Origin of the sequence: Pseudonocardia abyssalis (assembly GCF_019263705.2) — a bacterium.
Lineage (GTDB): Bacteria > Actinomycetota > Actinomycetes > Mycobacteriales > Pseudonocardiaceae > Pseudonocardia > Pseudonocardia abyssalis.
This window is the reverse complement of the sequence record NZ_JADQDK010000001.1, coordinates 1,103,626-1,115,798: the sequence shown is the minus strand read 5'-3', so window position 1 is coordinate 1,115,798 and position 12,173 is coordinate 1,103,626. Positions and strand designations below refer to the sequence as shown.

The window sequence follows — 12,173 nt, the reverse complement described above, 5'->3', positions numbered from 1 at the left end:
GACCGGGACCCGATCGTGACGGACTACTGTGCTCTCGTGGACGTCCTCGACAACTACTCAGGTCACACCGATCCCGGCGGCCCCGCGGCCCGGCGCGAGCTCGAGGCGCTGACCGTCACCAAGCTCTCCGTCGGCCCGATGGACAACAACGCCTTCCTCCTGGTCTGCCGGGCCACGAACGAGGCGCTGCTGCTCGACGCGGCCAACGACGCGGAACGGCTGGCCGACCTGATCGGCGCGGGCGACGACCGGCCGGTGCTGCACACGCTGGTCACCTCGCACCGCCACGCCGACCACTGGCAGGCCCTCGGCGCGGTCGCGGGCATGTTCCAGCCGCACCTGATCGCCCACCCGATCGACGCCCCCGAGCTGCCGATCCCGATGGACGAGCTCGTCGAGCACGGAGACACGATCCGGTTCGGGCGCATCGAGCTCGAGGTCATCCACCTGCGCGGGCACACGCAGGGCTCGATCGCGCTGCTCTACCGCGGTGCCGACCACCCGCACCTGTTCAGCGCCGACTCGCTGTTCCCCGGCGGCCCCGGCCGTACCTGGTCCGAGCCCGACTTCTGGTCGCTGGTGGCCGACCTCGAGGCCCGCGTCTTCGACGTCCTGCCCGACGACACCTGGGTCTACCCCGGCCACGGCGACGACACGACGCTCGGCAAGGAGCGCCCGTCGATCCCGGACTGGAAGTCCCGGGGCTGGGTCGACGAGAGCTGACGACCCCGCGCGCACCCTCCGTCCCGACGCGCACCCTCGACGGTGCGCGGGGCGGCCGGGGGTGCGCGTGAGCCGGCCACACCGGGTGATCCGCGGCCGCCGCGAACGGCAACAGGTCGGCAACACCCTCGTCATCCGGACTGCGCAGTCTTCCCTTTCCACTGATCGGGAAGGACCCTGCACGGATGGTCTGGGCACGGATGGGTCGGGCGCGCACCGCGCTGAGCGCGGTGGCCGCGTTCGCGCTGCTGGTCGGGGTGTGGGAGCTGGCGAAAGCGGTGCTGCCCGACGCCGGGGTGAGCATCGGCGACACGCGGGTCCTCCCCCGCACCGACGACGCGGCGATGCCGCACGTGTGGACGGTGCTGACCCGGTTGGCCGAACCCGAGGTGGCGGGGGCGGCGGCGCAGCGGACGGTCGGTGAGGCCGTCGCGTCCGGCGCGGTGTTCACGCTCGGGCTGGCCCTCGGCGGGCTCGTCATCGGCGGTCTGCTCGGATCGGCGCTGGCCCTGGCGATGGCCCGGTTCGGGCTGTTCGAGCGCGCGCTGCTGCCCTGGGTCGTGCTGTCGCAGACCGTGCCGCTCATCGCGATCGCGCCACTGGTCGCCGGATGGGGCGGGAAGATCGCGATCTTCGGTCAGCCGTGGCAGCCCTGGACCAGCGTCATGGTCATCTCCTCCTACCTGGCGTTCTTCCCGATAGCGGTCGGGATGCTGCGCGGGCTGACCTCACCGCGCTCCGCCGACGTCGAGCTGTTCCGGTCGCTGGCCGCGGGTTGGTGGACGACGCTGCTCCGGCTCCGGCTGCCCGCGTCGGTGCCGCACGTGCTGCCCGCGGTGCGGCTCGCGGCGGCCGCGGCCGTCGTCGGCGCGATCGTCGCGGAGATCTCCACCGGCACCCGCGGCGGCGTCGGGCGGCTGATCATCGAGTACGCGCAGTCGGCGACGGGTGACCCGTCGCGGATGTACACCGCGATCCTCGGGGCCGCCGTGCTCGGGCTCGTCGCGGCCGCGGCCGTCGGGCTGCTGGACCTCGGGCTGCGCCGCTACCGCGGGAACACGGCGTGAGCGGGCCCGCCGTCGAACTGGTCGGCATCGACAAGGACTTCGGGCCGGTCCGCGCACTGGACGGCATCGAGCTGACGATCGCTGCGGGCGAGTTCGTGTCGCTGATCGGGCCGTCGGGGTGTGGGAAGTCGACGCTGCTGCGCGTCGTCGCCGACCTGGAGCAGCCGAGCACCGGGACCGTGCGTGTCAGCGGCAAACCCGCCGGGCGGGCCCGCCTCGACCAGGACTACGGCATCGCGTTCCAGCAGGCCGGGCTGCTCGAGTGGCGCAGCGTCGCGGAGAACGTCGAGCTGCCGCTGCACGTGCACGGGGTGCCGAAGGCGGAGCGCCGGGCGCGGGCCGCGGAGCTGCTGGAGATGGTGGGGCTGACGGAGTTCGCGCGGTCGCGGCCCGGGGAGCTCTCGGGCGGGATGCAGCAGCGTGTCGCGATCGCCCGCGCGCTCGCACCGAAGCCGTCGCTGCTGCTGATGGACGAGCCCTTCGGGGCCCTGGACGAGATGACGCGCGAGCGGATGCAGGCCGAGCTGCTGCGGATCGCGGGCGAGACCGGTGCCGCGGTGCTGTTCGTGACGCACTCGATCCCCGAGGCCGTGGTGCTGTCGGACCGGGTGGTCGTCATGTCGCCGCGGCCGGGGCGGATCACCGGGATCGTCACCGGCCGGCGACCGGGCACCGGCACCGACCTCGCCCCCGACGACGTCGAGGACGTCCGGGAGTCCGCCGCGTTCTTCACCGCGATCACCGACGTGCGCGAGGCGCTGCGCAAGGGGCACGAGTGAGGAACCGGCTGTGAGGAACTGGTGGCCGCCACTCGCGTTCGGCGCGGCCGTTCTCGTGCTCTGGCAGGTGCTCGTCACCGCGCTGTCCGTGCCGTCGTTCCTGCTCCCCTCCCCCACCGCGATCGCCGGGCAGGTCGGTGCGCAGTTCGGCGTCATCGTCCCCACCGCGTCGGTGACGGGCGGCAACGCGCTCGCCGGGCTCGTCGCCGGTTTCGTGCTCGGGGTGGCCCTCGCCCTGCTCGCCGCCCGGTCGAGGCTGGTCCAGGAACTGGCGACGCCGGTGGTCCTGGCCGCGAGCGCGGTGCCGATCGTCGCGCTCGCCCCGGTCTTCACGACGATGTTCGGCTCGACGACGGAGGTGCCGCGGCAGCTCGTCGTCACCGTGGTCGTCGTGGTGCCGGTGTTCGTCTCGACCGCCCGCGGGCTGCGCCAGGTCCAGCCGGTGCACGCCGACCTGATGACGGCGCTCGCCGCGACACCGTGGCAGGCCTCGCGGTTCGTGCGGCTGCCCGGCGCGGTCCCCCACATCGTCACCGGGCTGCGCCTGGCCGCCCCGGCCGCGGTGATCGCGTCGATCGTCGCCGAGTACTTCGGCGGTCCGCAGAACGGGCTGGGCAGCCGGATCTCCTCGGCCGCGGCCAACACCGCGTACGCGCGGGCGTGGGCGTTCGTCGTCGCGGCGATCGTGCTCGGCCTGCTGTTCCACCTCGCCGGGCTGCTCCTGGAGCGGCTCGCCACCCGGACCCCCCGCCCAGCCCGATCCCCTGCCTGAAGGAGACGCTCGTGTTCCGTCGAAGGTTCCTGGTGGCCGCCGCCGCCGCACTCGCACTCACGGCCTGTTCCACGGTCGCCGAGCCCACGACCCCCGCCGCCGAGGGTGGGCTGACGCCGGTGAAGCTGCAGTTGCAGTGGTTCACGCAGGGCCAGTTCGCCGGGTACCTCGCCGCCGTCGACCAGGGCTTCTACCAGGCCCAGGGCCTCGACGTGGAGATCCTGGAGGGCGGGGTCGACATCGTCCCGCAGACCGTGCTCGCGCAGGGCCAGGCCGACTTCGCGATCGCCTGGGTGCCGAAGGCGCTCGCGTCGCGGGAGCAGGGTGCCGGGATCACGAACGTCGCACAGGTGTTCCAGCGCTCGGGCACCTACCAGGTGTCCTTCGCGGACGCCGGCATCACCTCGCCCGCCGACCTGCGCGGCAAGCGCGTCGGCAACTGGGGCTTCGGCAACGAGTTCGAGCTGTTCGCGGGCATGACCGCCGCGGGGCTGGCCCCGGCCGCCGACGTGAGCCTGGTGCAGCAGCAGTTCGACATGCAGGCCCTGCTCTCCGGTGAGATCGACGCCGCGCAGGCCATGTCCTACAACGAGTACGCGCAGGTCCTGGAGGCGACGAACCCGGCGACGGGCGCGCTCTACCAGCCGTCGGACTTCTCGGTGATCAACTGGGAGGACCAGGGAACCGCGATGCTGCAGGACGCGATCTGGGCCAACACCGAGCGCCTCGCCGACCCCGCCTACCAGGACACGACGACGAGGTTCGTCGCCGCGTCGCTGCAGGGCTGGGCCTACTGCCGCGACAACGTCGAGTCCTGCCGCGACATCGTCGTGGCCGCCGGATCGACGCTGGGCGCGAGCCACCAGCTGTGGCAGATCAACGAGGTGAACAAGCTGATCTGGCCGGCCCCCGCGGGCGCGGGCACGATCGACTCCGCCGCGTGGGCGCGCACGGTCCAGGTGGCGCGCACCGCGGTCAACGCCGACGGCCAGACCGTGATCACAGCCGACCCGGACGCCGACGCGTACACCAACACCTACGTCGAGCAGGCGCTGGAGCAGCTGCGGGCCGAGGGCGTCGACGTCGAGGGCACGTCGTACACCCCGACGGAGGTCACGCTCAACGCCGGCGGCAGCTGACGGGCGACGGCGTTCACCCACCACTAGAGTGGGTGAACGCCGGTCGGGCCGGTCGTGTCCATCCGCTGTCCGCCGCGCGTGATGGCCCGCGTACGGGCGGGTACAGGGACGTCATGAGCCGCCGTCATCTCAGGTACGTGCTGCGTGGTGCCGTGGCGCTGCTCTCGGTGGCCGTCCTGGCCACCACCGGCTACAGCTGGTCGGTCTACCGGCAGGTGTCCGACACGCTCGTCACCAGCGAGGCACTCGGGGAGCAGGCACCGGCCGGGCTGGAGTCGGCGTTCACCGCCCTGCTCGTCGGGATCGACTCCCGCACCGACGCGTCGGGCGACCCGCTGCCCCCCGCGGTGCTCGCGGAGCTGCGGGCCGGCGAGGACGAGGGCCAGTTCAACACCGACACGATCATCCTGCTGCACGTCCCCACGGGCTCGACCGCGAGCGCGTCGGCGGTGTCGATCCCGCGCGACTCCTTCGTCGAGGTCGCGGGCGGGCTCGGCCGGCACAAGGTCAACGCCGCCTACCGGCGCGGGATGGCCGCCGCCGAGGACGAGCTGACGGCGCAGGGGCTGACCGGCCCGGCGCTCGAGCGCGCCACCCGCGAGGCCGGGCGCCGGACGCTCGTCGACACCGTGGAGGCGCTCACCGGCGTCACCGTCGACCACTTCGCGGAGATCAACCTCGCCGGATTCGTCGAGATCACCGAGGCGATCGGCGGAGTGCCCGTCTGCCTCAACGATGCCGTCCGGGAGCCGCGGTCGGGCGTCGACCTGCCGGCGGGGCCGCAGGTCGTCAGCGGGGGCGACGCGCTCGCGTTCGTCCGCCAGCGACACGACCTGCCCGACGGCGACCTCGACCGTGTCACCCGCCAGCAGGCCTTCCTCGCGGGACTCGCCCGCACGGCGCTGGGGACGGGGGCACTGGCCGACCCCGCACGCGTCGACGCGCTGGTCGGCGCCGTCACCCGCTACGTCGTGCTCGACCGCGGCTGGGACCTCGACCGGCTCCTCGCCCAGCTGCGCCGCGCGTCCGGCGGCGACCTCACCTTCCGCACGATCCCGACCGGGCGACCCGACGTGGACACCCCCGTCGACGGGGTGGCCGTCGAGATCGACCCCGACGCCGTGCGCACGTTCGTGACAGGCCTGTTCGACCCGGACACGGTGCGCGAGCGCCTGGCCGCGCCACTGACCGACGACGCCGCGCCCACCACCGTCCGGGCCCGCCCGGTGCCGCTGACGACCCCCTCCCCCACCACTCCGACCAGCACCACGACCACCACTCCGACCACCACCCCGACCACCACCACCGAACGCCCGATCACCGCGGCGACCGTGCCCTGCGTCGACTGAGGTGACCGGCACGGGACACTGTCGCGCGTGGTCGACTCCTTCCCCCGCCGCCAGGCCCGCACCCGTCGCTTCACCCTCGGCGCCCCTCGTGGCGTGACCATCTCCCCGGACGGCAGGCGCGTGGCGTTCCTGCGCAGCCGGGGCGGCACCGACCCGGTCACCTGCCTCTGGACCCTCGACGCCGCCACCGGGGAAGAACGCCTGGTCGCCGACGCGCGGCTGCTCGGAGAGAACGGCGACCTGCCGCCCGAGGAGCAGGCCCGGCGCGAGCGCAGCCGCGAGCAGGCGGGCGGGATCGTCGGATACTCCACCGACCGCGCGGTGGCGGTCGCGGCGTTCGCACTGGCCGGGCGGCTGCACGTCGCCGACCTCGCGGGCGGCGCCGCGCCGCGCGCGCTCCCGTCCCCCGGTGGCGTCATCGACCCGCACCCGGACCCGCTCGGCCGCCGCATCGCCTACGTCGGCGGCGGCGCCCTGCACGTCCACGACCTGGCGTCGGGATCGACCACCACCCTCGCCCAGCCGGAGGGCCCGGACGTCACCTACGGGCTCGCCGACTTCGTCGCGGCCGAGGAGATGGGCCGGATGCGCGGTTTCTGGTGGTCGCCCGACGGCGACCGGCTCGCCGTCGCGCGCGTCGACAGCGCGGCGGTCCAGCGCTGGCACATCGCCGACCCGGAGAACCCCGCACGCACCCCCTCGGTCGTCGCCTACCCCGCCGCGGGCACCGCGAACGCAGTCGTGACACTGGAGATCATCGGCCTCGACGGCACGCGCGTCCCGGTGCGGCTCGGCGACGACGAGTACCTCGTGCAGGTGGCCTGGAGCGTGCACGGCCTGCTCGTCACCACCGCCCCGCGCGACCAGACCGCGCTGCGCACCGCACTCGTCGACCCCCTCGGCGGTACCGCGACGCGGCTGCACGAGCAGACCGACCCGGCATGGGTCGACATCGTCCCCGGCGTGCCCGTGCACACCGCCTCCGGCGCACTGGTCACGGTCGAGTCCCGCGAGGACGCGCACCGGCTCGTCGTCGACGGTGTCGCCGTGACACCGCCCGCGGTGCAGGTGCGCGAGGTCGTCGACGTCGACGAGGACGTGGTGCTGTTCCGCGCGAGCACCGACCCCGTGTCGGTGGGGTTGTGGACGTGGGACCGCGACGGGCTCGTCGAGGTCGCGACGAGCCCCGGTGTGCACGCGGGGCGGCGCGCGGGTGGCACGACCGTCGTCACGAGCGGGGACCTGAGATCCGACGGGGCCCGCACGGTCGTACACCGCGGCGAGAACGAGTTCGCGATCACCTCGCTGGCCGAGTCCCCCGGCCTGGAGCCGTCGGTCGCGCTGTTCGAGGTGGGTGAGCGCGGGCTGCGCACCGCGGTGCTGCTGCCGTCGTGGCACACACCCGGCACGAAGCTGCCGGTGTTGATGGACCCCTACGGCGGCCCGCACGCCCAACGCGTCACCGCACTGCGCGCCGCCCACCTGACCAGCCAGTGGTTCGCCGACCAGGGCTTCGCCGTCGTCGTCGTCGACGGGCGGGGCACGCCCGGGCGCGGGCCGGAGTTCGAGCGCGCCGTGCACGGAGACCTCGCGACACCCGTCCTGGAGGACCAGGTCGACGCCCTGCACGCCGTCGCCGCGTCCCTGCCCGACCTCGACCTCACCCGCGTCGGCATCCGCGGCTGGTCCTTCGGCGGCTACCTCGCCGCGCTCGCCGTGCTGCGCCGCCCGGACGTCTTCCACGCCGCGGTCGCGGGCGCGCCCGTCACCGACTGGGGGCTCTACGACACGCACTACACCGAGCGCTACCTCGGCCACCCCGCGCAGCGCCCCGACGCCTTCGCGCACTCGTCGCTGATCGCGGACGCGCCGTCGCTGTCGCGCCCGCTGCTGCTGGTGCACGGGCTCGCCGACGACAACGTGGTCGCGGCGCACACGCTGCGGCTGTCCTCGGCGCTGCTGGCCGCCGGGCGTCCGCACAGCGTGCTGCCGCTGTCCGGCGTCACGCACATGACTCCGCAGGAGGTCGTCGCGGAGAACCTGCTGCTGCTCCAGGTGCAGTTCCTGCGTAGGGCACTCGGCGTGACGAACGGCGGGTGAACGGGTCCCTTTCCTCCCCGTTACGGGTGAGCGTCCGGCACGTCGACCTCCCGAGTGCTACGCAGGGTCAGCAGTGCGAGAGGATCCCCCGCGTGCGGGACAAGCGGGGCATCGACCCGGAGGCCACGACGGGCATCGGCGCGCCGACGCCGGACGACGCGACGGTGGCTCTCACCGCCCGGGCCCCGGCCCGACCCGACCTGCCCCCCGGACGCGAGCCACCCACCCGCGCGGTGCCGGTGCGGCCCGTGGGCCCGGCCCCGGCGCAGCAGCGTCCCGGCCGGTCCGGGGCCCCGCAGCCGGGCGGGCGTCCCGCGTCCGCGGTCCCGGCCCCCCGCACGACCGGATCGCGTTCCCGGACGCCCGTTCCCCCCACCCCCGACCGGCACCGTCGCGCCATCCCGGCCCTGCGCGCGCCCATGGCCCCGGAGACCACGGCGCTGCGCCCGGCCCCGGTGCCGCCCGAGCCCCCCTCACATCCGGAGAGCGCCGGAGGTCCGGCGGGCCGCGGCCGCCCGGGACGTCCCGCCCGACCGGAGGGCCCGGCCCGTCACGGAGGTCCTGTCCGGGTCGACGGTCCTGTCCGGGTCGACGGTCCTGTCCGTTCCGAGGTCGCGGACCGGCCGGACATCCCCGCCCAGCGGGGCCGCCCGGCCGCGCCCTCCCGGCCGCGTCGGCGCTCGCGCCGCCCGGTGGCACTGGCCGCCGCGGCGGCCGTGGTCGCGGGAGGGGTGGCGTGGGCGGTGCTGGCAATGACCGGGTCGGAGCCGGTGGCCGCCCCCGCGATCCCGGGCACGTCGGTCGTCCTGCGCCACGCCGCCGCCCTCGACACCGCCGCTGTGGCCTACCGCGACTTCGTCGTCGCCGAGGCCGACGCCCTGCGCGACCGCACCGCCGACCTGGTCGGCGCGGCGAAGGCGGGTCGGGTCACGCTCGCCCAGGACCGCTACCCGCTCGCCCGCGCGCACTGGGAGCGCATCCAGGTCGCCACCGAGGCCGTCACCGGCCCCGACGGCGAGGAACTCGGCGCCGCGATCGACGGCCAGGGCGTCGGGATGGAGCCCGGGGAGGAGTTCACCGGGTTCCACCGCCTCGAGCGCGACCTCTGGGCCGACGGCCTGCAGCCCGACACCCGGGCGATCGCCGACCGGTTGCTCGCCGACGTCACCACGCTCGCCGCCGGGGCCCCGGCGCTCCAGCTGACCGGGCACGACATGTGCACCAGTGCGAAGGAGCTCGTCGACTTCGCGGTCGTCACCGCGCTGTCCGGCCGCGAGAACCGCTTCGCCGGCACCGACGTCGCCGACCTCGCGGCGCGCGTCGAGGGGTCGCGGGCGGCGGTGGAGCCGCTGCGGGCGCTGCTCACCGAGGTCGACCCGGCGCTGCTCGCCACGCTCGACCGCCGCTTCGCCGAGACCCTCGACGTCCTCGACCGCTTCCGCACCGGCGACACCTACCGCCTCTGGACCGACATGTCCCCCGCCGACCTCAAGGCCGTCGCCGACGCCCTCGACTCGCTCGGCGAGCCGGTCAGCCGCGTGGGCGGGACGGTGCTGATCTGATGCCGAGGATCAACCGCCGCACCCTGTTCGGCCTGGCCGGGGCCGGTGCAGCCGCCGCGGCGGGGGCCGGCGCGGTGCTCGCCGCCGACCACCTCACGCCCCCGGGCACCGACGCCGTCGTGCCGTTCCGGGGCGCACGGCAGGCCGGGATCACGACGGCCGCGCAGGACCACCTGTACTTCGTCGCCCTCGACGTCACGACGACCGACCGCGCCGAGCTCGTCGACCTGCTGCAGCGCTGGACGCTGGCCGCGGAGCGGCTGACGACGGGTGCCGAGGTCGCGGTCGACGGCGCGATCGGCGGGCACCCCGAGGCTCCGCCGGAGGACACCGGCGAGGCACTGGGCCTGCCGCCCGCCCACCTGACGCTGACCTTCGGCGTCGGGCCCACCCTGTTCACCCGCGACGGCGTCGACCGGTTCGGGATCGCCGACCGGCGGCCCCCGAAGCTGATCGACCTGCCGGAGTTCGCCGGCGACGCGATCGAGGCCGGGCGCAGCGACGGAGACCTGTGCATCCAGGCCTGCGCCGACGACCCCCAGGTCGCGGTGCACGCCGTCCGCAACCTGATCCGCATGGGCTTCGGCACCACGGCCGTGCGCTGGGCGCAGATGGGCTACGGGCGCACGTCGTCGACCGTGGTCGGGCAGGCCACGCCGCGCAACATGTTCGGCTTCAAGGACGGCACCGCGAACATCACCGCCGAGGACACCGACGGTCTGGTCCGGCACATCTGGGCGGGCGCCGAGGACGGCCCGGGGTGGATGACCGGCGGGAGCTACCTCGTGGCGCGCCGCATCCGGATGGCGATCGAGCCGTGGGACCGCACGTCGCTCGTCGAGCAGGAGGAGATCGTCGGGCGCTACAAGGGCACCGGCGCGGCCTGGGGGCCACCGACGAGTTCGCCGACGTCGACTTCACCGCCGTCCGCCCCGACGGGGAGCCGATGGTCGGGATCGACTCGCACGTCCGCCTCGCCCACTCCTCGACACTGGGCGGGGTGCGGATCCTGCGCCGCGGCTACAACTTCATCGACGGCGTCGACGCCGAGGGGCACCTCGACGCGGGACTGTTCTTCATCTGCTTCGTCCGCGACCCCGGGGCCCAGTTCGTGCCGATGCAGCAGGCGCTGTCGACGCGCGACGTGATGATGGAGTACCTGGTGCACACCAGCTCAGCACTGTTCGCCTGCCCGCCCGGGGTGGGCACCGGCGACCACTGGGGACGCAGCCTGTTCGCGTAGTCAGTGCTGGTGCGCGTGGGCGTAGACGTGGTCCGGGGCGTCCGGGTCCGGCCCGCCCGCGCCGTCGGCGGTGCGCCGGTCGCGGCGCCACTCGACCACCGCCACCGCGAGCGCGACGACCACCGCGGCCGCCGCCGCACCGATCGCGGCCGCCACCGCGGCCTGCTGGTTCTGACTCGAAGCGGCGAGCACGGCGTAGAACAGCCCGGCCAGCCCGGCGGTGCCGATCGCCGAGCCGATGCGCTGCCCGGTCTGCAGCGCCCCGCCCGCCGACCCGGCCATCCGCACCGGCACGCAGCGCAGCGTCATCGTGGTGTTCGGCGGGATCACCCAGCCCCCGCCGATGCCGGCGACCAGCAGCGGGGCGATCCCGGCGACCCCGGCCACCGTCGGGTCGACGAGCAGCAGCACCAGCGCGGTGGCGCCCAGGCCGACGACCACCAGGCTCAGCCCCAGCACCGTCAGCAGGCGGCCCAGCCGGGCCACCAGCCGTCCGCCGATCACCGCCGACGCCGCCGACCCCAGCGCGAAGGGCGTGACGGCGAGACCCGACTGCAGCGGCGTGTACCCGAGGCCGGTCTGGAAGAACAGCGCCAGCACCAGCCAGATCCCGCTGAACCCGACGATGTACGCGGTGCCCAGCGCGGCCCCCGAGGCGTACCCGGCGGTGTGGGTGAGCAGCCGGATGTCGAGCAGCGGCTCGCGGTCGCGGTCGATCAGGCGGCGCTCCCACCGCACGAACCCGGCGAGCAGCACCGCGCCCACCCCGAACAGCCACCAGAGCCGTCGCAACCCGTCGGCCTCGGCCTCCACCAGCGGGAGCAGGAACGCGAGCACGCCGCCGCCGAGCAGCCCGACGCCGACGAGATCGACGTGTCCGCGCGGGCCCGGCTCGGTACGCGGGATCAGCCGCGCGGCCAGCACCAGCGCCACGACCCCGATCGGCAGGTTGACGAAGAAGATCCACCGCCAGCCCTCGGCCTCCCCGGCCAGCGCCAGGATCACCCCGCCGACGACGGGACCCACGGCCGTCGAGATGCCGACGGTGGCGCCGAAGAACCCGAACGCCCGCCCGCGCTCCGCGCCGGAGAACAGCTGCTGGATCAGCGCGGAGTTCTGCGGGGCGAGCGCCCCGGCCGCCAACCCCTGCAGCAACCGGGCGACGATCAGCAGCTCGGTGGTCGGCGCCGCCCCGGCCAGGCCGCTGAACAGCACGAACGCCCCCAGCGCGCCGAGGAACATCCGGCGCCGCCCGATGGCGTCCCCGAGCCGACCGGCGGGCACCAGGGCCAACCCGAACGCGAGCGCGTACCCCGACACCACCCACTGCGCACCGGCCGGTGTGGTGCCCAGGCCCTCCTGCAGCGACGGGAGCGCGACCGACACGATGCTCACGTCGAGCAGGCTCATGAACCCGGCGACGAGGGTGACCGACAGTG

Annotated in this window: 9 protein-coding genes and 1 pseudogene; 9 read left to right on the top strand and 1 reads right to left on the bottom strand. The window is 74.7% G+C overall.

The genetic code is table 11. The features are described from left to right. Positions 1–36 precede the first annotated feature (36 nt). From I4I81_RS05365 to efeB, 9 genes and pseudogenes are all read left to right on the top strand, one after another. Positions 37–723 carry an MBL fold metallo-hydrolase gene (locus tag I4I81_RS05365; protein ID WP_218603688.1) on the top strand — a complete coding sequence of 229 codons (687 nt, stop codon included), beginning with the start codon at positions 37–39 and terminating at the stop codon, positions 721–723. Positions 724–908: 185 nt separating this feature from the next. After that, the gene (locus I4I81_RS05360) at positions 909–1,790 is read left to right on the top strand and encodes an ABC transporter permease (protein WP_218603689.1); all 882 of its coding nucleotides are present in this window, start codon (positions 909–911) and stop codon (positions 1,788–1,790) included. Next, positions 1,787–2,569 carry an ABC transporter ATP-binding protein gene (locus I4I81_RS05355; RefSeq protein WP_218603690.1) on the top strand — a complete coding sequence of 261 codons (783 nt, stop codon included), beginning with the start codon at positions 1,787–1,789 and terminating at the stop codon, positions 2,567–2,569. The genes I4I81_RS05360 and I4I81_RS05355 overlap by 4 nt, the downstream gene beginning before the upstream one ends. A 10-nt stretch (positions 2,570–2,579) precedes the next feature. Next, entirely contained in the window at positions 2,580–3,341 is a 762-nt protein-coding gene (locus I4I81_RS05350) for an ABC transporter permease (protein WP_218615853.1), read from the top strand. An 11-nt stretch (positions 3,342–3,352) separates the two neighbouring features. Further along, positions 3,353–4,480, top strand: a complete 1,128-nt coding sequence (locus I4I81_RS05345; RefSeq protein ID WP_218615852.1) for an ABC transporter substrate-binding protein — start codon at positions 3,353–3,355, stop codon at positions 4,478–4,480. Between the two features lie 113 nt (positions 4,481–4,593). Continuing rightward, positions 4,594–5,829, top strand: coding sequence for an LCP family protein (locus tag I4I81_RS05340; protein WP_218615851.1), 1,236 nt, complete (start codon positions 4,594–4,596; stop codon positions 5,827–5,829). A gap of 27 nt (positions 5,830–5,856) precedes the next feature. Next, positions 5,857–7,929, top strand: a complete 2,073-nt coding sequence (locus I4I81_RS05335; protein WP_226363767.1) for a S9 family peptidase — start codon at positions 5,857–5,859, stop codon at positions 7,927–7,929. A gap of 692 nt (positions 7,930–8,621) precedes the next feature. After that, positions 8,622–9,491 (top strand): EfeM/EfeO family lipoprotein, encoded by an 870-nt coding sequence (locus I4I81_RS05330; RefSeq protein ID WP_218603326.1) that lies wholly within the window; start codon positions 8,622–8,624, stop codon positions 9,489–9,491. Next, positions 9,491–10,734: pseudogene (gene efeB / locus I4I81_RS05325) on the top strand (iron uptake transporter deferrochelatase/peroxidase subunit). Before I4I81_RS05330 ends, efeB begins: the two are co-directional and overlap by 1 nt. Here the strand turns inward: efeB and I4I81_RS05320 are convergent. After that, a complete protein-coding gene (locus I4I81_RS05320) occupies positions 10,735–12,144 on the bottom strand; it encodes an MFS transporter (protein ID WP_218603339.1) in 1,410 nt (469 codons plus the stop codon). Positions 12,145–12,173 lie beyond the last annotated feature (29 nt).